Source organism: Nocardia sp. NPDC051990 (assembly GCF_040680755.1).
In the GTDB taxonomy this organism is placed as follows: Bacteria; Actinomycetota; Actinomycetes; order Mycobacteriales; family Mycobacteriaceae; genus Nocardia.
Genome location: NZ_JBFAXH010000008.1, coordinates 155,996 through 179,339 on the forward strand (window position 1 = coordinate 155,996; position 23,344 = coordinate 179,339).

21 protein-coding genes and 2 pseudogenes are annotated in these 23,344 nt (G+C 65.3%); 11 read left to right on the plus strand and 12 right to left on the minus strand.

Annotation, left to right across the window (positions count from 1 at the left end):
* Window positions 1-464: 464 nt before the first annotated feature.
* Window positions 465-1,532, plus strand: a complete 1,068-nt coding sequence (locus AB0L63_RS17620) for a GDP-mannose 4,6-dehydratase (protein ID WP_364501446.1) — start codon at window positions 465-467, stop codon at window positions 1,530-1,532.
* On the opposite strand, the gene AB0L63_RS17625 is transcribed toward AB0L63_RS17620, so the two are convergent.
* From AB0L63_RS17625 to ligD, 5 genes are all read right to left on the minus strand, one after another.
* Window positions 1,529-2,623 carry a DegT/DnrJ/EryC1/StrS family aminotransferase gene (locus AB0L63_RS17625; protein WP_364501449.1) on the minus strand — a complete coding sequence of 365 codons (1,095 nt, stop codon included), beginning with the start codon at window positions 2,621-2,623 and terminating at the stop codon, window positions 1,529-1,531. The two genes, AB0L63_RS17620 and AB0L63_RS17625, sit on opposite strands and share 4 nt — an antisense overlap.
* On the minus strand, window positions 2,620-2,796 hold the full coding sequence (locus tag AB0L63_RS17630) for a hypothetical protein (protein WP_364501452.1): 177 nt from the start codon (window positions 2,794-2,796) through the stop codon (window positions 2,620-2,622). Before AB0L63_RS17630 ends, AB0L63_RS17625 begins: the two co-directional genes overlap by 4 nt.
* A gap of 790 nt (window positions 2,797-3,586) precedes the next feature.
* Window positions 3,587-4,096: an SRPBCC domain-containing protein gene (locus AB0L63_RS17635; protein ID WP_364501454.1), complete on the minus strand. Its 510-nt coding sequence runs from the start codon at window positions 4,094-4,096 to the stop codon at window positions 3,587-3,589.
* Window positions 4,093-4,410 (minus strand): metalloregulator ArsR/SmtB family transcription factor, encoded by a 318-nt coding sequence (locus AB0L63_RS17640; RefSeq protein WP_364501457.1) that lies wholly within the window; start codon window positions 4,408-4,410, stop codon window positions 4,093-4,095. Before AB0L63_RS17640 ends, AB0L63_RS17635 begins: the two co-directional genes overlap by 4 nt.
* Before the next feature lie 33 nt (window positions 4,411-4,443).
* A complete protein-coding gene (gene ligD / locus AB0L63_RS17645; protein WP_364501459.1) occupies window positions 4,444-5,394 on the minus strand; it encodes a non-homologous end-joining DNA ligase in 951 nt (316 codons plus the stop codon).
* A 662-nt stretch (window positions 5,395-6,056) separates the two neighbouring features.
* Here ligD and AB0L63_RS17650 point away from each other — a divergent pair.
* The 3 genes from AB0L63_RS17650 to holA all read left to right on the plus strand — a co-directional run bounded on the left by AB0L63_RS17650 (window position 6,057) and on the right by holA (window position 11,012).
* Window positions 6,057-6,992: a ComEA family DNA-binding protein gene (locus AB0L63_RS17650; RefSeq protein WP_364501462.1), complete on the plus strand. Its 936-nt coding sequence runs from the start codon at window positions 6,057-6,059 to the stop codon at window positions 6,990-6,992.
* Window positions 6,989-9,565: a ComEC/Rec2 family competence protein gene (locus AB0L63_RS17655; protein ID WP_364501465.1), complete on the plus strand. Its 2,577-nt coding sequence runs from the start codon at window positions 6,989-6,991 to the stop codon at window positions 9,563-9,565. The genes AB0L63_RS17650 and AB0L63_RS17655 overlap by 4 nt, the downstream gene beginning before the upstream one ends.
* Window positions 9,566-10,040: 475 nt before the next feature.
* A complete protein-coding gene (holA, locus tag AB0L63_RS17660; protein ID WP_364501468.1) occupies window positions 10,041-11,012 on the plus strand; it encodes a DNA polymerase III subunit delta in 972 nt (323 codons plus the stop codon).
* Between the two features lie 76 nt (window positions 11,013-11,088).
* On the opposite strand, the gene AB0L63_RS17665 is transcribed toward holA, so the two are convergent.
* The 3 genes from AB0L63_RS17665 to AB0L63_RS17675 are packed head-to-tail and all read right to left on the minus strand — an operon-like array spanning window position 11,089 to window position 12,753.
* The gene (locus tag AB0L63_RS17665) at window positions 11,089-11,442 is read right to left on the minus strand and encodes a toxin-antitoxin system HicB family antitoxin (RefSeq protein WP_364501470.1); all 354 of its coding nucleotides are present in this window, start codon (window positions 11,440-11,442) and stop codon (window positions 11,089-11,091) included.
* Window positions 11,442-11,672: a hypothetical protein gene (locus AB0L63_RS17670; protein WP_364501473.1), complete on the minus strand. Its 231-nt coding sequence runs from the start codon at window positions 11,670-11,672 to the stop codon at window positions 11,442-11,444. The genes AB0L63_RS17665 and AB0L63_RS17670 overlap by 1 nt, the downstream gene beginning before the upstream one ends.
* 10 nt (window positions 11,673-11,682) lie before the next feature.
* Window positions 11,683-12,753 carry an aldo/keto reductase gene (locus tag AB0L63_RS17675; protein ID WP_364501476.1) on the minus strand — a complete coding sequence of 357 codons (1,071 nt, stop codon included), beginning with the start codon at window positions 12,751-12,753 and terminating at the stop codon, window positions 11,683-11,685.
* 123 nt (window positions 12,754-12,876) lie between these two features.
* Here AB0L63_RS17675 and AB0L63_RS17680 point away from each other — a divergent pair, with 123 nt between their 5' ends.
* Window positions 12,877-13,788 (plus strand): helix-turn-helix transcriptional regulator, encoded by a 912-nt coding sequence (locus AB0L63_RS17680; protein ID WP_364501478.1) that lies wholly within the window; start codon window positions 12,877-12,879, stop codon window positions 13,786-13,788.
* A gap of 59 nt (window positions 13,789-13,847) precedes the next feature.
* Here the strand turns inward: AB0L63_RS17680 and AB0L63_RS17685 are convergent, their stop codons facing one another.
* Entirely contained in the window at window positions 13,848-14,093 is a 246-nt protein-coding gene (locus AB0L63_RS17685) for a hypothetical protein (RefSeq protein WP_364501480.1), read from the minus strand.
* A gap of 357 nt (window positions 14,094-14,450) precedes the next feature.
* Complete coding sequence (gene rpsT, locus AB0L63_RS17690) at window positions 14,451-14,711, minus strand: 30S ribosomal protein S20 (RefSeq protein WP_364501483.1); 261 nt, start codon at window positions 14,709-14,711, stop codon at window positions 14,451-14,453.
* Between the two features lie 272 nt (window positions 14,712-14,983).
* Here rpsT and AB0L63_RS17695 point away from each other — a divergent pair.
* The 3 genes and pseudogenes from AB0L63_RS17695 to AB0L63_RS17705 all read left to right on the plus strand — a co-directional run.
* A pseudogene (locus AB0L63_RS17695) lies at window positions 14,984-15,220 on the plus strand (alpha-E domain-containing protein); the annotation flags it as partial.
* A pseudogene (locus AB0L63_RS17700) lies at window positions 15,217-16,059 on the plus strand (transglutaminase family protein). The pseudogenes AB0L63_RS17695 and AB0L63_RS17700, both read left to right, overlap by 4 nt.
* A 153-nt stretch (window positions 16,060-16,212) precedes the next feature.
* Complete coding sequence (locus tag AB0L63_RS17705; RefSeq protein ID WP_364501486.1) at window positions 16,213-17,001, plus strand: aquaporin; 789 nt, start codon at window positions 16,213-16,215, stop codon at window positions 16,999-17,001.
* Between the two features lie 165 nt (window positions 17,002-17,166).
* Here the strand turns inward: AB0L63_RS17705 and AB0L63_RS17710 are convergent, their stop codons facing one another.
* Together AB0L63_RS17710 and AB0L63_RS17715 are read right to left on the minus strand one after the other, a co-directional pair.
* Window positions 17,167-17,745 carry a type II toxin-antitoxin system PemK/MazF family toxin gene (locus tag AB0L63_RS17710; RefSeq protein WP_364501489.1) on the minus strand — a complete coding sequence of 193 codons (579 nt, stop codon included), beginning with the start codon at window positions 17,743-17,745 and terminating at the stop codon, window positions 17,167-17,169.
* 104 nt (window positions 17,746-17,849) lie between these two features.
* A complete protein-coding gene (locus AB0L63_RS17715; protein ID WP_364501492.1) occupies window positions 17,850-18,578 on the minus strand; it encodes a hypothetical protein in 729 nt (242 codons plus the stop codon).
* A gap of 65 nt (window positions 18,579-18,643) precedes the next feature.
* Between AB0L63_RS17715 and AB0L63_RS17720 the strand changes: the two genes are divergently transcribed.
* The 3 genes from AB0L63_RS17720 to AB0L63_RS17730 all read left to right on the plus strand — a co-directional run bounded on the left by AB0L63_RS17720 (window position 18,644) and on the right by AB0L63_RS17730 (window position 23,199).
* Window positions 18,644-19,297 (plus strand): DUF6304 family protein, encoded by a 654-nt coding sequence (locus AB0L63_RS17720; RefSeq protein ID WP_364501495.1) that lies wholly within the window; start codon window positions 18,644-18,646, stop codon window positions 19,295-19,297.
* Window positions 19,298-19,383: 86 nt separating this feature from the next.
* Window positions 19,384-21,246 (plus strand): translation elongation factor 4, encoded by a 1,863-nt coding sequence (gene lepA, locus AB0L63_RS17725; protein ID WP_364501498.1) that lies wholly within the window; start codon window positions 19,384-19,386, stop codon window positions 21,244-21,246.
* A gap of 402 nt (window positions 21,247-21,648) precedes the next feature.
* Window positions 21,649-23,199, plus strand: a complete 1,551-nt coding sequence (locus AB0L63_RS17730) for an alpha/beta hydrolase (RefSeq protein ID WP_364501501.1) — start codon at window positions 21,649-21,651, stop codon at window positions 23,197-23,199.
* Window positions 23,200-23,344 lie beyond the last annotated feature (145 nt).

A 23,344-nucleotide genomic window follows, 5' to 3' on the forward strand; every position in this document is an offset into this window, starting at 1 on the left:
AGCAGGCCCGGATTCGGTCCGGACCTACTCATCCGGAGAGGAATCACTCGTCCAGCGATAACCAACTCGCGTGCCGTCGCAAGAGCACCAGCCTTGTAGCCGGCGGGTGGGCCTTCCTGAGGACCAAGAGCCGGCTCGAATGCCGCAGAGTAGACCGCGAAGCGGGATTTCCAGGCATCGGGTGTGGGCGCGACTCCGACAAGGCGGTCCAGGCACTCGTCCCAACCCGCGGCATTGCGTGCTGCTGCACCGGGTGGGAACTCCTCGCCCCATCGAGGCGGGGCGCGCTCGTCGTTTCACACCGCAGCTCATTCAGTCTGCACGTCACGAATCAGCGAATAAAGGGCACGCCCCGGCCTCCTTGCGTCATGGCAAGAGAGGTTAGGCCGGGCCTCATGCACTGGCTCGAGTTGGCGTCCAATCGTGTATTCCTACAGGTTGGACCTGAGCTAGGCTCGGTGTCCATGGCCGTCTACCTTGTCACCGGAGCTGCGGGCTTCATCGGCGCGAATTATGTGCATTTCCTGCTCGAGCAGGAAAAAGATGCACAGGTGGTGGCGGTGGACTACATAGGGTTCGCTGGGAACGTAGCCAATCTGGACCAGGTGATCGACCGGATCACGTTCGAGAAAGCCGATATCGCCGACCTCGAAGTGATGGAGGCTCTCTACCGCCGGTACCGGCCGGACTACGTCGTGAATTTCGCGGCCGAGTCTCACAACGACCGCGCGATCCTGGGGCCGTCGGCGTTCATGCGCAGCAATGCTCTCGGGGCGCAGGTGATGGCGGAGTGCAGCCGATTGGTGCCGGTGCGCTCACACGTGCACGTGTCGACGATCGAGGTATACGGGGAGCTGGCGGCCGGGGATCAGTGGTTTACCGAGCGATCTGCGCTCAACGCCAAGACCCCGTATTCGGCGGCCAAGGCTGCTGGGGATCAGATGATGCGTGCCTATATGCAGACCTACCCCGAGATGAATATCCGGATGACGCACTGCGCCAACAACTATGGCCCGTTCCAACTGCCGGAGAAACTGATTCCGCTCGCCGTGACGAATGTGCTGAGGGGCCGGAAGGTGCCGGTATACGGCGATGGGTTGCAGAGCCGCGACTGGTTGCATGTGGCCGACCATTGCGCGGCAGTGCATCGGGTGTTGCATGCTGAGCTCGGTACGACCCCGGCCGCGGCGGCGACCGATCCTGGCCTGTTACCGATCTTCGACATCTCCGCACGCTGCGAGGTAACCAACCTCGACATCGCGCGGTTGGTGGTGACCGAACTCGGCTTGAACGCCAGTGAGTGGATCGAGCACATCCCGGACCGGCCGAATCATGACAGGCGCTACCTGATCAACCCAGCCAAGATCGAATCTCAGCTGGGTTGGGTACCAGTCCACAACTTCGCCGCCGGGATCGCCGAAACCGTCGCGTGGTACGTCGAGCACCGCTCGTGGTGGGAGCAGGTCATCGCCGACAAGGGCGAGCTGGGCTTCGACTGGAGCCAGGTCGGGCCTGCGGCGACTCCACGCTAGGTGTCGGCCGCTACTGTGCGGCGAACCGTATCAATGACACACGCGACCGTGTTGTCGGTCATTCCCCGCCACAGCGGCAGGCACAGGTGTCGCGCCGCGAAATCGTCGGCGACCGGGAAAGAGTCGGCGATATTCAACCCACAGAACACCGGTTGCCTGTGCAGCGGCTGCTCATAGATTCCCCGCGCGAGTTCGACTCCGGCGGCGAAGATCTTCTCGCGCAATGTGTTCCGGTTGATGTCGGAAGCGAGCATGGTGATGCACTTGTGTCCGCTGATCTGGCCGTGCAGGGCAGGGAACGTGAGTCCGATGTCGGACAGTTCGCGGCTGTAGCGGTCGATGACGGCGCGGCGGTGTCGCAAATCGCTGTCGAGGTGGTCGAGTTGCGCGGTCCCGAGCGCGGCGCCGAGTTCGGTCATCCGCCAACTGCCACCTACCACCACGCGGCGGCCGTGATCGTCTTTGTCCTGATTGCGGTACACGCGCGCCATCTGAGCCAGTTCCGGGTCGTTGGTAGTGATCGCTCCGCCCTCACCGGTCGTGATTGTCTTGGTTGCGAAGAAGGAGAACGCCGCGGCATACCCGAGACTCCCCGCGGGGCGCGTGCCGAGGGTGGAGCCATGCGCGTGGGCGGCGTCCTCGATCAACAGCACCCCCAGCCGTTTACATAGCCCAGCCAGGTGGGGCAGCTGCTGGCTCAGGTATCCGCCGATGTGTACGACCACCACGGCGGCGACCTCCGGGGTGAGCCGTCGCTCGATATCGGTGATGTCCGGATACAACCCGGAGTCATACAGCTGTACCCGCGCCCCGGCGTGCATCGCGGCAATGGCGGTCGCGTAGTTGGTATTCGTTGGTACCAATACGACACGGCCGCGCACGTCCATGAATCGGAAGATGATTTCCAATGCGGTGGATCCGGAATTGACCGCGACCGCGTATCGGGTGCCGGCCATGTCGGCGACGGCCTTCTCGAACGCTGTCGTGTGCGGACCGAGGACCAGTTGCCCGGAGTGCAGGATCTGCTCGACGGCCGCTGTGACGGTCTGGATTTCCTGCTCGGGCAGTGCGGCGGTGAATGGTGGAATCATCGCAGTGTCACTTCCTGGTGGGCGGCCCACGGCGAGGCCGCGACCAGCTCAGTGACTCCGTCATCGGGTACCGGGTGCCGGGCGGGTAGCGCCAAGGGTTGTCTGGTGCCGGTTATCGCCGAGGCCACGTCGCGGGAGGCGTGTAGCGACAGCGTCATCTTGCCGGGCAGCACAGTCCACAACCCGTTGATGGACTCGTGTGTGGAGTGGTCGATAACCGCGTAGTTTGGTGCGGTGCCCCACCGATCCTGGTGCGTGTAATACCGATGATCTCAGCGAGATCAGCGGTACGCACTTCGTCCGTACTCCCGATTCCCATCAGTGTGATGTGCAGTCCATCTAGCGGCACTAGGTCGATATCGTCTATCGGCAACGCGGATTGGCACTCTCGCGCTAGCGCGGATAGTGCCGGATCATCAAACGTCAGATACCAATAGAGCCTGGCTCGGCCCGGTGGCCACGCCTTAAGCGTCCAGTGGTCCTCGAGCTGAACGAGTTGCTGGAACGCCGACCAGTCGTTACCTCGAATCGCTGGGGCTTCGGAAGTGGAACCCGGTGGAAGGAGAGGAAACGGACGTTTCGACGTGGCGTTCATTGTCGGCGAGTGTACGGCTCATCGTGTACCAGCGCCCGGTAACGATCTGTCGAACCCATGTTCGAACGATGCTGCGTGGTCTAGCCGTTGCCTTCTTCGGCTCTTTGGCGGCGCTGGTGTTCTGCGTAACGCTTTCACCTCGGCGCGCAGTGTGCCGACACTCAACAGCACCTGGGTGCCCGAGATTCCTCTCCGGTTGAGCAGGCCCGGATTCGGTCCGGACCCGCTTATCCGGAGAGGAATCACTCGTCCAGCGAAAATCGACTCGCGTGCCGTCGCAAGATCACCAGCGTGTGCGGGCGGTCGCTGCATCGGGCAGGGAATCCACTGTCGACAGTCCACGCAGTATGACTCCGAGACGCCGGGGATCAATCCTTGTAGGCGGCGGGTGGGCCTTCCTGAGGACCGAGAGCCGGCTCGAATGCCGCAGAGTAGACCGCGAAGCGGGATTTCCAGGCATCGGGTGTGGGCGCGACTCCGACAAGGCGGTCCAGGCACTCGTCCCAACCCGCGGCATTGCGTGCTGCCGCGCCGGGTGGGAGCTCGTTGACCAGCACCAGGCGGGTGCCGCCGTTGTGCTCGGTCAGTTCGAAGCGCAGGGTCTCCTCGCCCCATGTGAAGGACAACAGATTCGGCTCGTCCACGGCCAACACCTCGCCGCTGAGTGTCATATCGATGACATCGCTCGGGAACCGGAAGGTTATCCCAGCACCCACCTGCCAGACCCCGCCGTCCACGATTACGTCGCAGGGGAACCAGGATTCGAGCTGTTCTCGCTGGGTGATGGCCTCCCACACCGCTTTCGGCGGGTCAGGTAGCTGCCGCTCCAGTCGTACGGCCGGCCGTGCGCCATCGGTTATCAGCTGAGCGTCGGTCACGATTGCCTCCGTCGGTTGAGGTGTTCTTCCAGTCGATCCAGGCGCGCGCTCCACAATCGGCGGTACGGCTCGAGCCAGTCGTCGAGTTCGACCAGCGGCTCTAGTCTGATGCGGTAGAGGCGACGTTGGGCATCCGAGCGCACCTCGACCAGCCCGACGTCCTTGAGCATGCGCAGATGTTTCGACACCGCGGGCTGACTCAGGCTCAACCGTTCCGCCAACGCCCCTACCGGCTGCTCTCCCTCCCGCAGTACCTCGAGGATGGCCAGCCGATTCGGTTCGGCGAGCGCCTGAAATGCCTTCGGCGTCGTCACGCAATCGATAATTCCTCATTGGTTATATAACTGTCAAGGAATATATTCACGTTTCACTTCGCGTGATTCTTTGTCGAGACGGAGTCCGCGCCAGGACGGGTGTCGAAGTCGGCCGTCACCGGTCCATTCGGCGAACGACACCTCACCGACAAGCTGGGGCTCGACCCAGATGGCGTCGGCAATGTCGGCGTCGGCGGTGGGTGTCTTACGTTGTAGCGGTTCGAGTCTCGCCTTCAGCTCGTCGAGCATCGCTTGGGTGAATCCGGTGCCGACGTTGCCGATATAGGTCAGTTTTCCGACGTTGTCGTAGATACCCATGAGCAATGAGCCGATGCGCCCGGCCCGCCGGCCGATGCCGGGGCGCCAGCCGATGATGATGACTTCCTGGTCGTTCACGTTCTTGACCTTGATCCATAGCGGGCTACGTCGCCCGGGCAGGTAGGGGCTGTCGAGGCGCTTGCATACGATGCCTTCGAGGCCGAGCCGTCGGGATTCGGCGAGGACCTCGGAGCCGGGGCCGTGCAGACGCGGCGGAACCCGCCAGTGCGCGGCCGAGATGCCGAGTTGTTCCAGCAGTTGTCGACGCTGCTCGTAAGGCAGATCGATGAGAGAGCGCGTGCCGATGTGGAGCAGATCGAAGATGACGTAAGTCGCTTTCACGGACTTGGCGAGGCTTCGGATCGCTGCGGGGTTGCGCTGATGCATTCGCGGTTGCAGCGCTTCGAAGGAGCTGCGGCCGTCGGTGGTGAAGGTGACGATTTCACCATCGATGACGAAGGGCGGGGTTGCCGGGGCGAGCTCGGCGAGTTCGGGCCATGCCGGAGTGATGTTGTTGCCGTTGCGTGAGATCAGGCGCAGGTCGCGGTCGACATAGCCGATGGCGCGAATACCGTCGAATTTCACCTCATATGCCCAGCGCTGGTCATCGCTGGGGAGGTGGCCTGCGACGGCAAGCATCGCCGCATAGTGCGGCAGCCTTGTCACTTTCGCCTCGACACCATCGCCTGACCCTTCGTCGGTGACGACAATCACTTGAATGGTACCGACTGGTCTGATCGCGGAATGGTCACCGACTGTGTCCTGCCCGAACTCGGCCTGTCGTCGTCGGTGGCTATCCGTGATGTTCCGCAGCGCCGTCCTTACCGCACGAGTGGCTCGACCAGCTGCCAACTGGCGGTCGCGCCCAATTCTCCACTGCCACACAGGAAGAGGTGCTGGATGGCATCGGGAGGTCATCGACGCGGCAGGCGGTTCCTCCACGGTGCGTTTCACCACGACGGTAGTCACAGCGGTGCGGATCTGACCCATGTTGCCTCGGCCCGAGTCGGGCAATGTGCGTTCGCCGCCGCTGGTGTTGCCGCACAAGTTTTCGCGCCTTCGCGGGCGTGGTTATCCACAGGCTCGCAGTTATCAACAGACTTTTATTTCGCCTGGTCGGCACCTCTTGCTGACCTTGTCGCGGGACTAGCGTCGCCGCCATGTCACGACATGACGAGCGCGAGCGGATTCGCCGCCGACTGACCGTGTTGACCGAGCGAGTCGGCGCCAGCCGAACGATCGGTACCGGGCGTCCGCCGTCGTCCGACCGCGTAGGTGCCGAGCTCTGTCGAAGTTCGCCCCGTTCGTCGAGGTCCGGAAAAGGATCGGTGCGCAGTAAGCCGGGGCGTGCGGTCAGCGGTGGGCGCTGGGATGACGAGCAGTTATCCACGGAAGTGGAGTCCCGCCCCGAGAATGCGTGGACCGAGGACGCCGGGGCCGACGAAGGTGAGCAGGACTGTGCGGGCCGGGCCGGCGAAGTGCGGGCACCGGGTTGGCTGGATGAACCGCGGCGTCGCTCGGCGTGGCTGGATCGGCTTGTGCCGGAACGGTTTCGCGGGACTCGGCTGGATCCGGGATGGCGGGGACTTGCGACGCTCATCGCGGTCGGACTGGCGTCGGTGGTCGTTGCGGCTGTCGTGGTGTTGCGTGAGCGGCCGGTCGCGCAGCCGGTGCCGTCGCCGTCCGCGGTGCACATCAGCGCCGACACGGTACCGGCTGGGCTGTCCACCAGCATGGCGGCATCATCCGGCGCAGCACCTTCTGCTGTGCCGATAACCGCCAGTCCCGCAATGGAATTGGTGATCAGCGTGGTCGGTCTCGTGCAGCGCGGCGGTCTGGTGCGATTGCCCGCCGGAGCCCGGGTCGCCGACGCGCTCACCGCCGCGGGCGGTGCGAAGGACGGTGCGGACCTGAGCGGACTCAACCTCGCGCAGCGCCTTCAGGACGGCGACCAGGTTGTCGTCGGTCCGAGCGGCCCGAATGGGCCGCAGCCCGGCAGCGCCACGATCAGCGCGGGCGGCCGAGCGCCAAGTGGCTCGGCATCGAATTCGGCTGCGGCACAACGCCCGTCGAGCAAGGTCGACCTCAATTCGGCAACCGAAGCCGAACTCGACGCCCTACCCGGCATCGGCCCGATCACCGCCCGTGCGATCGTCGCCTGGCGCACCACGAATGGACGATTCACCGATGTCGCCCAACTCGGCGAGGTCGACGGCATCGGCCCGGCCCGCCTCGCCCGCCTGCGCGATCTGGTGACGGTATGACCGCATTCGAGCGGATATCGGACCAGCCGGGTGATATCGATCGGCGAGCTGCCACCGACGGCGAGCCAGCGGTAGCGGCGGCACCGGTACTGGACGCGCGGTTGCTGCCTGCGGCGCTGAGTTGTTGGGGCGCAACGATTGTCGCGCTGACGGTGGGATGGACGGCCGGGCTGGTCCTGGCAGCCGCGCTGGTGCTGCTGGCTATCGGGCTCTGGGTGGTGCTATTGCGTGCGGTGGCCCATCCCAGTGAGCGGTGGCGGGTGGTCGCCGTTGCCGCGCTTGCTGCGCTGCTGCTAGGTGCCGGGTTCGCGTTGGCCGGGGCGTGGCGCGAGCATCGGGTGGCGACGCATCCGTTGCGCAACACCGCGGCTTCGGTGCGTGTGGTCGTGGTACCCATCGATGATCCGAAGCCGGTGCGGTCCAGCGCATTCGGAAATGAGCAGCGATGGACTGTTCGGGCACGGTTGCGTGAGTACCGGCAAGGCGCATCGATCGTGCGGGCGGGTGGCACCGTGGTGATTCTGGCCTCCGGCGCGGAATGGGGCGAGCTGCTGCCCGGACGAGCGGTGGAGCTTCGGGCCGAGCCGGAGCCGCCGTGGCACCGCGATCTCACCGTCGCCACGCTGCGCGCCCAGGGATCGCCGGTGGTGGTCGGCGCATTGCCCTGGTGGCAACGCGTCGCCGCCGCGGTACGCACCGACCTCGCGTCGGCGGCACGCGTGCTGCCCAAGCGACAGGCGGGGCTGTTGCCCGCGCTGGTGGTGGGGGACACCTCCGCACTATCCGACGAAGTTCGCGAGGAGTTCGAAATCGCTGGACTGGCACATATTTGCGTGGTAAGCGGGGCCAACTTCACGATCTTGTCGGCGGTTGTGCTCGGTGCGTTGCGGCTGCTCACCGTGGGCCCGCGCGCCGGTGCCGTGGTCGCGGCGGCGGCGCTGCTGATGTTCATTGTGGTGGCACGTCCGGACCCGAGTGTGCTGCGGGCAGGGGCAATGGGCGCGATCACCTTGCTCGCCTTGCTGACCGGACGCCGGAAACAAGCATTGCCCGCGCTCTGCGCGGCGGTCATCGGTCTGCTCGCGCTGTGGCCGGAACTTGCGGTGCGTGCCGGATTCGGACTGTCGGTACTGGCGACCGCCGGACTGATCCTCTTGGCGCCGAGTTGGGCGGACTGGTTGCGCGGCCGCGGCTGGTGGCGGGTGCCGGCCGAAATCGTCGCGGTATCGGCCGCCGCATTCGTCGTGACGACACCACTCGTCGTCGCGCTGACCGGACGGCTCAGCCTGGTCGCGATCCTCGCGAATATCCTGGTCGAACCGGTAATTGCACCGGTGACCGTCCTCGGGGCGATCGGCACCGTGCTCGCTGCGGCTTGGCCGCCGCTGGCTGAACTGATACTGCGCTGCGCACAACCGCCGCTGTGGTGGTTGCTGTTGGTCGCTGAACATGCGGCGAGTGTTCCGGGGGCCGAGATTTCCGTGCGCGGTGGGCTCACCGGCGGGGCTATCGCTTGTGCGGCAGTAGTTCTCATCGTGTTGGCATTGCGGTCGGCGCTGATGCGCCGCCTCGCCGCTGCCGCACTGCTCGGTGTCTCGGCGGTACTGATTCCGGTCCGCGTCTGGCACCCGGGCTGGCCACCCGCTGGGTGGGTACTGGCCGTCTGTGATGTCGGTCAGGGTGACGGACTCGTCTTATCCGTCGATGGCCACACGGCGGTGGTCATCGATGTCGGACCGGACCCACGCACCATGCGCACCTGTCTGAATCGCTTGCGCATCAACCGAATCTCACTCCTGGTGCTGACCCATCCGCACGCCGACCATATCGCCGGGTTGGCCGGTGCCTTACGAGGTCGTTCGGTCGATGCCCTGGCGGTCGGTCCCGGCGAGCTCTCCGGAACAACGGGCAATGTCGAATCTGGACGCGCGGGCGACCGTCGAACGTCGAATCCGAAGAGATCCGAGGCGGATTCAGGTGAGTCGACGGGCGCTTCCCGCGAACCGCGTTCCCCACGAAATCGGCGCGCATCGGTCAGCGGCCCGGAGCAAGTCGCCAGTCTCGCAGCACAGGCGGATATCCCGGTGCAGGAGCTGTCCTCGGGACAGGTACTGCGTTTCGGCGCTGTGGAATTGAACGTACTGGCACCGACCCCACTCGCGCACCACCCGACCGGCACGCCCAGCACCGACGATGCCAATGACCGCTCGATCGTCATCGCCGCCACTACATCCGCGGGCCGAATCCTGTTCACCGGCGATATCGAGGCCCCGGCGCAACAACAACTGCTGCACTCGGGTGCTCACCTACAGGCCGACGTGCTGAAGCTGCCACACCACGGATCCCGAACGACCACCAAGGAATTCATCGCCGCCGTCCACCCTCGACTCGCCTTGGTCAGTGTCGGTGCCGACAACACCTTCGGACATCCGAATCCGAGAGTGCTCACGGACCTGGCCGATCTGGGGGTTGCGGTCGCGCGGACCGATCAACAGGGCGATGTACTGGTCCTGGGTAAGGACGGCCAGTTGCGAACCCTGACCGTCCGCCCGACCCGACCGTCGTCGCGATAGCCCAGTGACATGCTCATGGTGAAGAGAAGTGCGGCGACTCTCCGAGCGCCCCGACCGCTTCCAGCGCGATCTACTCCATGCTCCATCCCGAGAAGCCGTCGCGTTCGACCCCAGATCGAAGACCTCGCGCAGCACGAACACCGTCCGCTCGATCGGGTGAGGGGTCTTCAGGGCGTACGAACGGGTGACAAGGGCAGAGTGCGTCGGCGGGGAGTTGATCGAGGCCACTGCGGTGGGCAACCGGTGTTCACATCGGGGCTGGCTGTGCTGGTGCCCGTGAGGGGTGTGGACCTGTCAGTGCCGAACCGTAGGATGCTCGCCGTGAGCGAGCGCAGCGAGCGAACCGAAGACACAGCCGAGCATCGCTCGGTCATGGCGGAGCCGAGCGCCGGCGTGGCGGAGTCATGAGCGAGTGCAGCGAGCGAACCAGACGCACAGCACCATCGGTTACGACGGAGCACCGCGAGGTGCGGTCGTGACCGAGCGGACTGCGGCGGTGCACCTGGTGCTCGGTGATGAAGAGCTGTTGGTGGAACGGGCCATCGCGGGGATTACGGCGCAGGTACGGACGAATGCGCCGGATCCCGATGCGGTACCCGTCGATCGGCTGCGGGCAGGGGATGCCAGCACTGCGGAACTGGCGGAGTTGTTGAGTCCTTCCCTGTTCGCCGAGGATCGGGTGATCGTGCTGGAGTCCGCGGCGGATGCGGGTAAGGATGCGGTCGCGGTGATCACCGCCGCCGCCGGCGATCCGCCCGATGGCGTGGTGCTCGTGGTGTTGCACTCCGGGGCCGGTCGGGCCAAGGCGCTGGTCCCCGCGCTGCAAAAGGCGGGTGCGCAGGTGCACGAATGCGCCAAGTTGACCAAGGCGGCCGAGCGGGTGGAATTCGTGCGCGGCGAATTCCGCAACGCCGGAGTGCGGGTGTCGAGCGAGGTCGTGCAGGTGATGTTGGAGGCGGTCGGCTCGGATCTGCGGGAATTGTCCGCCGCCTGTTCGCAATTGGTCGCCGATACCGGCGGCAAAGTCGATATCGCCGCAGTGCGCCGATACTACTCCGGCAAGGCCGAGATCTCCGGTTTCGATGTCGCCGAACTCGCGGTGGCGGGGGACCGGCCCGGTGCGATGGAGGCATTGCGCTGGGCCACCGACCGCGGCGTCCCACAGGTACTGCTCGCCGACGCACTCGCCGACTCGGTCCACACCATTGCCCGCGTCGGTTCCGCGGGCCGTGGCGACCCATTCAAGCTGGCCCAGCAATTGGGCATGCCGCCCTGGAAGGTGAAGAAGGCCCAAGCCCAAGCGCGGGGGTGGAACCAGGCCAGCATCGGCGCGGCCCTCCAAGTCGTCGCCACGCTGAATGCGGATGTCAAGGGCGGTGCCGCCGACGCCAACTACGCCTTGGAACACGCCCTCACGCGGATCCTGGACCTGCACTCCGCAAGCTGACACGGTTCCGTGGCAACAATTGCGAGCGGATTACCACCGAGCCCCGGCTGACAGCGACGAGCGCCGCGTAGCGGGATTACCGCTCAGTCGATGCCAACTTCTCATTGACCCACTTATTGATGCTCACCCCGTGCTCGGCCGCCTCCATAGCCAGTCGTCGATGCAGAGCCGGAGACATCCGCAACGCGAAGTGCCCGCTGAATTTCCGATCCGCCAGCGGTTCCGGAACTGGCTCCTGCGACTCGCGAAGGTCGGCCACCACATCGACCACCAGTTGAACGATCCCCTCGAATGCCTCTGCCATCGACTCCGCGAGCCAGGACAATGCGGGGAATTCGAGGCATCGACCGACGAACTCCTCGTCGTTTGGCGACCATTCCACCCGGAACGAATAGTGCAGATCGGGAGAGTGCTTCGTCGTCAGTTCCATCATTGTGTCTGCTCCAGCCGCTCGATCGCCGCAAGCACCCTTTCGACCTGATCGGTCTTGGCTTTACCGCCGTCTCCTCGCTGGATATTCACGCGTGGATCGCCCGCCCACGGTGTTTTGAACACCGCATGGCTGGTGCCTTCCTGGCGCGGCGTGCCGAAGTGTTCGCAGCACACCTTATGTAACTCCACCCCGATGCGGTGGTGTGAGTCGGGCTCGCACCACCGCATCAGGTGAAACTCAGTCGCGGCCTTCGATTTTCAGGTCGCCGAAGGTCACGCTGCGGGTCATCGGACGTGCCAGCATGTCGTGCGGGAAGCCGAGTTCGATCGCGCTGGCCGCTTGTAGCCGGTCCAGCTGCGCGGCATCGAATTCGACATCGAGTGCACCGAGGTTGTCCTCCAACTGGGCCGCGGTGCGCGCGCCGATAATCGGCGCCGTGACACCCGGGTTCTGCAGCGTCCAGGCCAGTGCCACCTGCGCTGGCGTCTTACCCAGTTGTGCCGCAACGTCTTTCACCGCATCGGCGATATTGAGGCCGCGTTCGGTGAGCGAGCCGTTGGCGGCTGCCACATTCTTGCGTGTGCCCTCGGGTGAGCTCTCCGCGTCGTGCGCCAGATCGGTGCGGCTGTACTTGCCGGTGAGCACGCCGCTGGCCAGCGGCGACCACGGCACCACACCGAGGCCGAGTTCCCGCGCCATCGGAATGAGATCGCGTTCGACGGTCCGTTCGATCAGGCTGTACTCGATCTGCAGCGCGATCAGCGGCGACCAGCCGCGCAGGTCGGCGATGGTCTGCATGCGGGCGATCTGCCAGGCCGGTGCGTCGGAGATGCCGACATAGAGCACCTTGCCCGCGCGGACCAGATCGTCCATGGCGCGCAGGATTTCCTCGACCGGGGTCAGGAAGTCCCAGGCGTGCAGGTACAGCAGATCGATGTAGTCGGTATTCAGCCGACGCAGGCTGGCTTCCACCGAACCGACCATGCTCTTGCGGTGATTGCCGCCGGAGTTGGGATCGGTCGGGCGGCGCAGCATCGTGTATTTCGTTGCCAGCACCAGACTTTCGCGATTGGCGGCACTGAACTCGCCGAGCAGCTGCTCGGAGGTGCCGTTGGTGTATTGGCTCGCGGTATCGATGAAGTTGCCGCCGCGCTCGACGTAGGTGTCGAAGATCTTGCGGGCCTCGTCCTTATCGGCGCCCCAACCCCAATCGGCGCCGAACGTCATAGTTCCGAGGGACAGCGGAGACACTCGAAGACCCGAGCGGCCGAGCAACCGGTAAGTATCGAGAGTGCGGGCTCCGGACATGTCGTGCTCCTGTCATTCGTATTTCGTTTCCGGTGCCATCGAGTCTGGATCGGCGCGAGACTATGGGTAAGGGAAGGTTCTTCCTGGGAAAGCCAGTCCTAGTCAGCCGTAAGATCGAGGGCGATGACCAGCACGGTGAACGCCACACAGCGGGGCGAGCTCAGGCCCGGAGGCGGTAGCTCGCGTGACCACGGCGGGCCGGGGAACTCCGCGACTTGGGCCCAAGCACTCGCGAGCTTTCTGCGCGCTCGGCGCGAGCGACTGAATCCGGGCGATCTGGGTCTACCCGCCCGCAAACAGGCTCGGCGCACCCCGGGACTGCGCCGCGAGGAAGTCGCCGAGCTGGCGGGTGTGAGCACCGACTACATCGTGCGGCTGGAACAGGGGCGCGGTCTGCGCCCATCCGCGGACGTCCTGGAGGCGCTCGCAGGCGCCCTGCGCCTGGATACCGACGAGCGCGCCTACCTCTTCGATCTGGCCCAGCAGCGCCAGCCGAATGCCGGGAAACCGAGCACCGTCCCCGCACCCGCGCTGGAGCTGCTGGTGCGCGATCTGTCGCCATTGCCCGCGATGCTGATCAATCACCGCTACGACATCCTGGCGTGGAATCTGGAAATGGCCAGGTTGATCGTCGACTTCGGCGCCCTGCCGCCGCGGCAACGCAACTCCATGTGGCTGTGCTTGTTGGATCCCGCGCTGCGCGATTTCTACTGCGACCGGGATCGGATCATTCGCGAGGGGGTGGCCGATCTGCGCGCCGCATGGGCGGCTCACCCGGACGATCAGGAGCTGGCCGATCTGGTCGCCGAGTTCACCGCACGCAGCGAGGAGTTCGCGCAGGGGTGGGCCAGGCACGACGTCAGGGTGCAGGGGCGCGGGAGCAAGCCGCTGCATCACCCGGAGGTCGGGCCGCTGGTGGTCAATTTCGAAGTACTCATGCCGCTTCAGGATCCCGACCAGCGCATCATCATCTATCGCGCGGCCGATGCGGACTCGCAGGCCGCGCTGGATCGTTTGAACGCCGACCTGGGCTGAATACTCAGCGCCCTCAGAGATCCGCACCCGCTCGGTGCGGGTGCGGATTCGCGGGGTTTCTATTCGACCGAACTGAGAACCAGCTCGGCGTCGTCTTCGGACTCCTCGTACCGGCCCTCCCACTCCTCATAGACCGGAATTTCCTCGTCCCGGGTGACGATCCACTCCAGCGAGTAGCCGCCCTCCTCATCGGGAACCATGACGTTCTCGATCTTCAGTCCGATGCCTAGGACCTCGGCTGCGCGGATGACATCCGGCAGATCTTCGGAGCGAACCGGCGTCTGATTGGCGTACACGGTAACCATGCGCCGAATCGTAGCGGGAACCTCCGACATGTGGCTGCCCGATCCGAATTCGGCTCGAGGAGTGGGATGTGGCGATGACCTGGGGATGTTGTCGCGTCGCCACTTTTCTGCCGATTTGCCAGGGCAGTCTCGATGACATGGCATCTGTCGGGACGGTTCCGCTCAACGCCCAGGGAGCGGCATCACTACCGAGGCGAAGGATTGCTGAACTATTGCTGAGGAAATATCTGAACTGCGGCTGCGGACCCGAAAAGTGATCCTCGCAATAGGCGACGCGGACGACAAAGGCCGCCGTGGTCATCGAGGCCACGGCGGCTGCGTCAACGTATGGAGGTACCGCGGGCGGCACCGGGGAGATCAGAGCTTGTTCAGCGCCAGTGCGAGGGCCGACTTCTTGTTGGCGGCCTGGTTGGCGTGAATGACGCCCTTGGACGCGGCCTTGTCCAGCTTGCGGCTAGCGAAGACCAGCTGCTGGGCAGCCTTGTCCTTGTCGCCGGCCGCGGCGGCCTCCCGGAAGCGGCGGATCTCGGTGCGCAGCTCGGACTTGACCGACTGGTTACGCTTGCGCGCCGCCTCGTTGGTACGGATCCGCTTCATCTGGGACTTGATGTTGGCCACGCCTGTTTCCTCGTGTTCCTGTCGCTGGTGGACGGTGTTGAAAAGTTCGCGAGCGCGCGTTGGCAACCGGAGTAATCAGGTAACGCGACGCCGAAGATCGAGGGTACCAGCCGGCGCGTCGCACACGAAATCTCCACCACCTGGCATGCGAAATCGCCGCCGCGCGAACGGTTCGATCAGGGCATCACCTTCTCGCTGTCCGGACAGGAGCGGCCCTTCCCACTCGATCTGGTGCGCCGGGTGATCGCGGCCGCCGACTGGACCAAGCTGGAGTCGGCGCGGGCCACGAGGCACAGCGGTTGCTCGGCCGGGCCCGCAGTGAACTCGAATTCTTGCCGCCCGGTGCGCTGCTGGAGGACCTGCAGAATCGCCTGCTTGCGCTGCAGAAGACGTGTCGCGAGGTCAGTGAGGCGATCGCACTGCAGTACTTCCATGCGGCGCCGTGGGTGGCCTGGACCGATCTGCGCAGCAGCCACGATCACCATGCGCAGATGGAGGGAGAGTTGTGAGTTGGCGGATCAGGGTGGTGCACAGCAGCGGTTATGTTTACGGCGCCCCGGTTACCCGGTCCTTCAATGAGGCTCGGCTCACTCCGCGTGCGGACAGCAGGCAGAACGTCATCCTGAATCGGGTCGAGACGGTGCCCTCTACCCGGTCCTATCGCTATACCGACTACTGGGGTACCGCGGTCACCTCTTTCGATCTGCATGCGCCGCATACCGAATTGGAGGTCACCGGATCATCGGTGGTGGAGACCGAACCGTTCGCCGGTGCGGCCGAGGAGTTGCCCTGGGAGGAGTTGCGTTCCGAATACATCAGCTGACCGTTTCGATGAAATGCTCTCGCCCACCGCCTATGTGCCGCAGGACAAGAAGCTGGCCGCGATCGCGAAGCAGCTGGCGCGCGGTGCGCCGCCCGCGAAAGCCGTGGTGCGCGCGGCCGAATGGGTACACGACGAAATGAAGTACATCGCGGGTACCACCTCGGTGCACACCTCGGTCGTACAGGCCTTCGCCGAACGTGAAGGCGTATACCAGGATTACGCGCATCTGACCCTGGTCTTATTGCGCGGCATGGGGACTCCGAGCCGCTATGTCTCCGGATATCTGCACCCGAATCCGGCCGCCGAGATCAATGTGACGGTCGCGGGCAGTCGCACGCCTGGATCGAGGCCTGGACCGGCGCGTGGTGGGGTTACGACCCGACCAACGATATCGCCATCAACGAACAGCACATATCCGTCGGCGTCGGCCGCGATTACGCCGATGTGTCGCCGCTGAAGGGCATCTTCTCCGGCGGCGGCTCGACCGATCTGGAGATCGTCGTCGAGATCACCCGGCTCGCCTAGCTGCCCAGTCCAGCGTTGACGGTCGGTTGCGGAAGCGTTGTAGTGCTCACCCGTCTCGCGTAACGTCATTTTTCACATCAGCCGTGATTTCGTAGCAGGTCCTAGGCCGAACCCCGTGCACACGGGGGAAGATCCTCTCGGAAGGTGGCGCGTATGTCTCCCACTGCTCAGGAAGTCGTCGAGGAAGTCACTGAACTGGAGCCGACACCGGAGCCCAAGAAGTGGGCGGCCGAGGCGCTCGGCACATTCGTTCTGGTGATCAGCGGTGTCGGCACCGCGGTGCTGGCCGGTGAACGCGTCGGTCCGCTCGGTACTGCTCTGGCCTTCGGCTTTTCGCTGCTGTTCCTGGTCTACGCGATCGGGCCGATCTCCGGCTGCCATGTGAATCCGGCGGTGACCCTCGGGCAGCTGCTGCTCGGCAGATTGTCGGCGATCTCGGCGGTCGGCTATGTGATCGCGCAGCTGATCGGTGCATTCCTGGCCGGGCTCATTCTGTTCGCGATCGCGAAGAATCTGCCGTCCTACGACCGCGCGGTCAACGGGCTCGGCGCGAACGGCTGGGGTAAACACAGCCCATCCGCGGTGCGCGGTCCACTGGGGCAAGTGGTGATCCAGAACGGATACGGCCTGTCCGCGACGATCATCGTCGAGGTCATGTTGACGGCGCTGCTGGTCTTCGTGGTGCTGGCCTCCACCGACCAGATCTCCGATATTCCGCTGGCCGGCCTGTCGATCGGCGTCACGTTCGCGGTCATCCACCTGATCTCGATCCCGGTGGACAACACCTCGGTGAATCCGGCCCGCAGCCTCGCCGTCGCCTTCTATCAGGACGGTGCTGGCCCCCAGGTCTGGGCCTTCGTGGTGTTCCCGCTCATCGGCGGCGTACTCGGCGCGCTGATCTACGGCCTGCTGTTCGGCCGCTCCCGCGAAATGGTGTCTTGACCGCACCCGCGCGCCTTCAGGCCGACCGGTGAGTGCCGCGAGACTCGCGTTGCGGGCCAGCGGGTCGATGTCGGTTGAGCCAGCCCGTACCCGGCGAGTTACCCAGGTGCTTGCGAGATCAGCTGCTTCGTCGCTACTTCCCGGCCACCGCGGCCCGGATCCCCGTCAGCGCCAGGCGTATTCGGCACACAAGCGGTGGGCAACCAGGTCGAAGGTCTTGCGCGTCAGGATCGCGCCTTCGCGGCGGATGCCGTCCTCCGGGACGTCCAGTACCCGATCGAGGCGGACCCAGCTCGGCCTGCCCTCGTGATCCCAACTGCCGCTGCCGATTCCGACCCAGTCACGGTCGTGCGCGCGTTTCGGATTCGAAGACAGCATCAGCCCGAGCAGGGTCCTGCGGTCGCGGCCGACGACGAGCACCGGGCGGTCCTTGCCGTTGTTCGGATCCTCCTCATAGGGCACCCAGGTCCACACGATCTCGCCCGGATCGGCGCGACCGTCCAGCTGCGGGCAATAGACGATCTGCCTGGCCCGCTCGGCGGTCGGCACCGGGGTCGAGGCCGTGGGCCGGATCGCGACCGCGGGCGCCTTCCGTGTCGCGAGTGACCCGACCGCGCGCTCGAGCAGCGATGAGCGCTGCAACTTGCCTACCAGCTTCGGCGCCTGTTGCTTGACGATCTTGGGCCCCTGCTGCTTCGCGATGAGGCCTAGCTGCTTGCCGATCGTGTTCCAAGTTCGGGCCATCCTTGGATGGTAACGGCGCTATCTCGTCCTTATCGGCACTGCCTACCGCCCGGTAGCGTTGCGCGTTCGCGGTCGGCGGCCGTGCGCACGGCGAGGTGCCCGCATCATGCGCCGGTGTGCTGCTGTGTCCGTGTCGAAAATGGTTGCAGTACTGGATATCTGCTGGCAGATACGGTATCGAGGTCGCGATCGGCGCCGATCCGCGCGACCGAGTCCAGCATGCGCCGCAGCCGACCCTGGAACTCGGCAGCGTCCCGCGCGCCGTACCAGACCAGCGGATCGGTGAGCGCCGCGGCCGGAAACTGTTCCTCGACAATGGCATCGATGGCGGGCGCGTCCGGTGTGATCGCCCGGACCACCACGTTCTGGGTATAGCCGAAGGTCGACTGCGTCTCGATGGCCACCGCGGTATGCCGCCCCTGCCAGTCGCGCAGCCACTGTTCCTGCGTGAGTTCGACGGGTTTGCGCAGGAAGGCGAGGTTGCCGAAGCCCTCGGTGCGGGTCGGGACCGAATCGTCCAGCCGCAATGGCACCGACTCGGTCACCAGATAGCCGTGTACCGCGGTGGCGAATTCGGCGAGGATATCCGCCGCGGCCGTGGCATCGGGACCATAGCTCTGCTCGACCCAGACCGTAACCGCCGCGGCGATCGGCGGGTCCAGCGTGACCATTCGCATCAGTGCGGCCTGGACCGCCGCATCACGGATATAGACGGTGACACCCGCCACCCCGAGGTCGACCAGGCGTGCGGCCACGGTAGTGCGCAGCGATTCGCACCACGACTCGGTCGCATCGGCATCGGATCGGCGCAGGACGAAGACCAATTTCTCCACCCGCCGAAAATACGGCGGATTCTTCGTTAGAGTCGGGCAATTCGTCGCGGGAGAAGGACCCAGTTGTGCAGCCGCAGGTTTTTCCGGGAATCTACACCGACGATCACGGCACCGAGCGCGTCATGTGGCGGATCGGGCCATCGCGGCACTGGGGTCCGAACCGGTTCGATATCCGCACGGTGATCCGCGGTGTTCCGGTGGCGGGTCCGGACTTCGACACGCTCGGTCCCCATGACAAGGTCGCGGCCCTGCGGGTCGGACTTCCCGTCGACCAGTGGGATGCCATCTCGGGCTGTGCGTTCTCCGGCGAACTGCCCTGCACCGTGCAAGTGCGCGAGCAGCGGCAACCAGGTGTGATCCACTTCCGGCTGACCCTGCTGCCCGGCGGGGCAGGGGAGTCGCTTGATCTCGCCATCGACATCGACGGGCCGACCTACCACGGCGCCGACCGATACTTCGAGGACGCGTTGTTCCGGCTCGGACAACAGTTCCCGGACGACATCCGCCTGCTCTCCTGCATAACGTGCCTGTTCTCCGACTACTCGCCGTACGGCCACGGCATCACCGGCATGTGGTGTCATCGCGATGCCAAGGACAAATATCTCGCGGTCCGCACCAAGGACGACTATTTCGAGGTGCCGGTGACCGAGCAGGTACCCGAGACCTACCTGTGCGCCGACTACGCGCACCGCATCCCCGGCACCGGCTATCGCGGCTGAAAAGTGGTACGGAACCCAGAACGGTGAACCGCTGACAGCGTCTCTACCTCGCGCATGGGACGATAGATGGCAGTTTGCCGATACCCATGAGGAGTGGAGTGCCCGCCAGCTTCGCCGACACGACGTTCACCGATCCCGCCCGGATCCGGAACTTCTGCATCATCGCGCATATCGACCACGGTAAGTCGACGCTGGCCGACCGTATGCTGCAGCTCACCGGTGTGGTCGAGGAGCGGGCGATGCGCGCCCAGTACCTGGACCGAATGGATATCGAGCGGGAACGCGGCATCACCATCAAGGCCCAGAATGTGCGACTGCCCTGGCAGGTCGACGGCACCGACTATGTGTTGCATCTGATCGATACGCCCGGCCACGTCGACTTCACCTACGAAGTGTCGCGTGCACTCGAGGCGTGTGAGGGTGCGGTGCTGCTGGTCGACGCGGCGCAGGGCATCGAGGCCCAGACGCTGGCGAATCTGTACCTGGCGCTGGACAAGGATCTGACGATCATTCCGGTGCTGAACAAGATCGACCTGCCCGCCGCCGATCCGGACCGCTACGCCGCCGAGATCGCCCATATCGTCGGCTGCGAACCCGATGACGTGCTGCGGGTATCGGGTAAGACTGGTGTCGGCGTGGTGGAGCTGCTGAACGAGGTCATCAAGCAGGTGCCCCCGCCGGTCGGCGATCCGGAAGCACCCGCGCGCGCCATGATCTTCGACTCGGTCTACGACACCTATCGCGGCGTGGTCACCTATGTCCGTGTGGTGGACGGCAAGATCATTCCGCGCGAGAAGATCAAGATGATGTCCACCGGCGCGACCCACGAGTTGCTCGAGGTCGGCATCGTCTCGCCGGAGCCCAAGCCTACCCAGGGCCTCGGCGTCGGTGAGGTCGGTTATCTGATCACCGGCGTGAAGGATGTGCGCCAGTCGAAGGTCGGCGATACCGTGACCTCTGCGCGCGGCGGTGCGAGCGAACCGCTCACCGGATATCGCGAGCCGCGCCCGATGGTGTACTCCGGTTTGTACCCGGTCGACGGCTCGGACTATCCGGACCTGCGCGACGCACTCGACAAGCTCCAACTCAACGATGCCGCGCTGACCTATGAGCCGGAAACCTCGGTGGCGCTCGGCTTCGGGTTCCGCTGTGGCTTCCTCGGCCTGCTGCACATGGAGATCACCCGGGAGCGGCTGCAGCGCGAATTCGATCTGGACCTGATCTCGACCGCGCCGAACGTGGTCTACGCGGTGCAGATGGAGGACGGCGCCGAACATGTCGTCACCAATCCGTCGTACTGGCCCGAGGGCAAGGTCCGGCACGTGTACGAGCCGGTGGTCAAGTGCACCATCATCTCGCCGAGTGAATTCATCGGCTCGATCATGGAGCTGTGCCAGGCCCGGCGCGGTGAACTCGGCGGCATGGACTATCTGTCCGAGACCCGGGTCGAGCTGCGCTACACCATGCCGATGGCCGAGATCATCTTCGACTTCTTCGATTCGCTGAAGTCGCGCACCCGCGGTTATGCCAGCCTCGATTACGAGGAGTCGGGCGTGCAGGAATCGGCGCTGGTCAAGGTGGATATCCTGCTGCAGGGCGAGGCTGTGGACGCCTTCAGCGCGATCGTGCACCGGGACGCCGCGCAGACCTATGGCCACAAGATGACCACGAAACTGCGCGAACTCATTCCACGCCAGCAGTTCGAGGTACCCATTCAGGCTGCCATCGGCTCGAAGATCATTGCCCGCGAGAACATCCGTGCCATCCGCAAGGATGTGCTCGCCAAGTGCTACGGCGGTGACATCAGCCGTAAGCGCAAACTGCTGGAGAAGCAGAAGGAGGGCAAGAAGCGCATGAAGACCATCGGTCGCGTGGACGTCCCGCAGGAAGCCTTCGTGGCCGCGCTCTCCTCCGACGCCGCCGCCGACAAACCCAAAGGCCAGAAGTAGGCCGACCGGGCGCACGGTCCGTGGAGGCTGTTGTCGTGTGTCCACCGGTCGAGATGCACCGCGACGACCATGCGAAGGTTGGCGGAGGCGGGCGATGTCAGCGACATATCAGGAGCCGTTCCTGACTTCTGAGTTCGAGTCCATAGCGCGCTAGCGCCCTGATTCGGCACGCGCAGACCGCGGCGAAACTGTCCGGCGTTGGCGAGTGCGCGATCGGTGGCGCCATGTGCGGCCCCGAGTCGCGCGAGCTTGTGGGTGATGGCATCGGAAAGTTCTTCCGCCTCACGGGCTCCGCGGCCGCTCGGTGGCGGGAGTTGCTCGAGGGTATCGATGCCGTGGGTCGCAGTGGCCAGTCTGCGCAGGGGCGGATGCCCGAATCCACCAGCGCGCGATCGGTGCGAGATGGGGGAAGTCCTGGATGTACGGGGGCGCCGGGACTTCTACCCTCGGGTGATGCGAGTGTTGCGGGTGACGGGTTTGGTGCTGGCGGCGGGGCTGGTGGCCGCGCTGGCCGGGGGATGCGGTACGGAGTCGGGGGCGAAGGGCAGCGGCGCGGCGCAACCCATTGCGTGGCAGGCGTGCCCGGACAACATAGGGGCGGCCGTTCAATGTGCGGATATCGAGGTGCCGCTGGACTGGCGCAAACCGGAAGGCGAGAAGATCACCGTCGGAATCGGCAGACTGCCTGCGGCCGATCCCGCGCGTCGGATCGGCTCGCTGATCTTCGATCCGGGCGGGCCTGGTGGATCAGGCGTCGGGATGATCGCGGGTGCGGCGGCCTACCCCGGCCTGTTCCCGGCCGAACTGCACGCGCGGTTCGACCTGATCGGCTTCGACCCGCGCGGCATCGGGACCAGCAAGCCCGCCATGCGCTGCGATCCGGAACTGGCCAACCGGCGGCCCGATGTCTTCGTCGCTGATCAGGCCGCCTTCGATGCGCTGGTCGAATCCAATAAGGCATTCGGTGCGAGCTGTCGACGCCTGACCGGGCCGCTGCTCGACCACATGGATACCGTGGCCGTGGCTCGCGACCTCGACGTGGTGCGCCAGCGCCTCGGCGGCGAGCCGCTGAACTACGTGGGGGTGTCCTACGGCTCGGAGATCGGATTGGAATACGCGCGCCTGTTCCCGAACGGCAGCCGAGCGCTGGTTCTCGATGGGGCATTGGACCATTCGCTCCCGCCGAGCGCCACGCACGTCTACGAGGCCACGGCCTTCGAGAACGGCCTGGGTCGCTTCGCGGCCTGGTGCCGCGAGTCCGCCGACTGCGCGTTGCGCGGTGACGATGCCAGCGCCGTCGTCCGCGACCTGGTGGCTCGCACGCGGCAGGCCCCGCTACCTGCACCCACGTGCGCGATCTCGAAACAGTGCGCACCGCAGGTCCGGACTGGTGACCTGCTTGCGGGCATTCAAGGGAGCCTGCTGTTCAAATCCGCAGTGGGCCCGGTCGCCGGGTGGGTGGGTCTGGCCACGGCCCTGGACCATGCCCGTGCCGGCGACGCCAGCGATCTGTCACCCCCCGTCCTCACCGACACCAAGACCGCCGGATTGGGTGTCGCATGTGCCGAATACCGCGCCGACTTCACCACTTACGCGGCCCTGAAAACCCAGCAGATCCTGGCCGCCGCCATCGCCCCCACCACCCTCGGCGGCACCGAATCCTATAGCTACCTCGCCCACTGCCTCGGCTGGCCCGCTGAATTCACCAACCCGCCGCACACGGCTACCGCCAAACCCACCATCACCCCCCTCATCGTGAACTCGACCCACGACCCGTCGACCCCCTACGGCTGGGCCCAACTGATGTCCACGCAGATTCCGAACGCGGTCCTGCTGACCCGCGAGGGCGACGGCCACACCTCCTTCTTCCTCCCCGGCCGCACCCGTGAAGCCATCATCGAATACCTGATCGACGGTACGGTTCCCGCACCGGGGACGGTGCTGACCGACTGAGGTCGGCTCGCGGGTGAGCGACACCGCACGTGATGCTCCGGGATGACGCGGAGGTGCAGGCGTACATCGACCCGCGATGCGGTCCGGTGCGGTGGACTCGGGTGCGGCGAGGAGCGGTGCGATGGGTGCGATCGCCGCGGCGAGG

Excerpts from the sequence above, each read along its gene's own strand:
- AB0L63_RS17620 (WP_364501446.1), top strand. The coding sequence starts at position 465 with ATGGCCGTCTACCTTGTCACCGGAGCTGCGGGCTTCATCGGCGCGAAT.
- AB0L63_RS17625 (WP_364501449.1), bottom strand. The coding sequence starts at position 2,623 with ATGATTCCACCATTCACCGCCGCACTGCCCGAGCAGGAAATCCAGACC.
- AB0L63_RS17655 (WP_364501465.1), top strand. The coding sequence starts at position 6,989 with ATGACCGCATTCGAGCGGATATCGGACCAGCCGGGTGATATCGATCGG.
- AB0L63_RS17665 (WP_364501470.1), bottom strand. The coding sequence starts at position 11,442 with ATGGAACTGACGACGAAGCACTCTCCCGATCTGCACTATTCGTTCCGG.
- AB0L63_RS17670 (WP_364501473.1), bottom strand. The coding sequence starts at position 11,672 with ATGCGGTGGTGCGAGCCCGACTCACACCACCGCATCGGGGTGGAGTTA.
- AB0L63_RS17675 (WP_364501476.1), bottom strand. The coding sequence starts at position 12,753 with ATGTCCGGAGCCCGCACTCTCGATACTTACCGGTTGCTCGGCCGCTCG.
- AB0L63_RS17680 (WP_364501478.1), top strand. The coding sequence starts at position 12,877 with ATGACCAGCACGGTGAACGCCACACAGCGGGGCGAGCTCAGGCCCGGA.
- AB0L63_RS17685 (WP_364501480.1), bottom strand. The coding sequence starts at position 14,093 with ATGGTTACCGTGTACGCCAATCAGACGCCGGTTCGCTCCGAAGATCTG.
- AB0L63_RS17705 (WP_364501486.1), top strand. The coding sequence starts at position 16,213 with ATGTCTCCCACTGCTCAGGAAGTCGTCGAGGAAGTCACTGAACTGGAG.
- AB0L63_RS17710 (WP_364501489.1), bottom strand. The coding sequence starts at position 17,745 with ATGGCCCGAACTTGGAACACGATCGGCAAGCAGCTAGGCCTCATCGCG.
- lepA (WP_364501498.1), top strand. The coding sequence starts at position 19,384 with ATGAGGAGTGGAGTGCCCGCCAGCTTCGCCGACACGACGTTCACCGAT.
- AB0L63_RS17730 (WP_364501501.1), top strand. The coding sequence starts at position 21,649 with ATGGGGGAAGTCCTGGATGTACGGGGGCGCCGGGACTTCTACCCTCGG.